Raw genomic sequence first — 237 nt, 5'->3', positions numbered from 1 at the left:
ATAGCGAATTTCATCAACGGAGAGCTGTGGGGGCGTCCGGCGCCGGATTTCCCCTCCGCGGTCGTGTTCCCTCATGCGGGACCCGAGCCGCGGCATCCTAGCCAGCTCTACGAAGCGTTCGCCGAAGGCCTGCTGCTGTTTCTCCTGCTCGCTTGGGCGGTGCGGCGGTTCGGCTTCAGGAGGCCGGGGCTGATCGGCGGCATATTCGTGCTGGGCTACGCGGTTGCCCGCATCGCC

At 66.7% G+C, this 237-nt stretch carries 1 protein-coding gene; it reads left to right on the top strand.

Translation table 11 applies throughout. From position 1 onward, the window contains the following. The coding region (locus AB1471_RS17870) for a prolipoprotein diacylglyceryl transferase family protein (RefSeq protein ID WP_367781059.1) at window positions 1-237 on the top strand (237 nt) is incomplete at both ends.

The organism is Jeotgalibacillus marinus (genome assembly GCF_040801915.1).
GTDB lineage: Bacteria > Bacillota > Bacilli > Bacillales > Jeotgalibacillaceae > Jeotgalibacillus > Jeotgalibacillus marinus.
The sequence above is the reverse complement of the archived record's forward strand: the minus strand, read 5'-3'. Positions and strand labels throughout refer to the sequence as shown.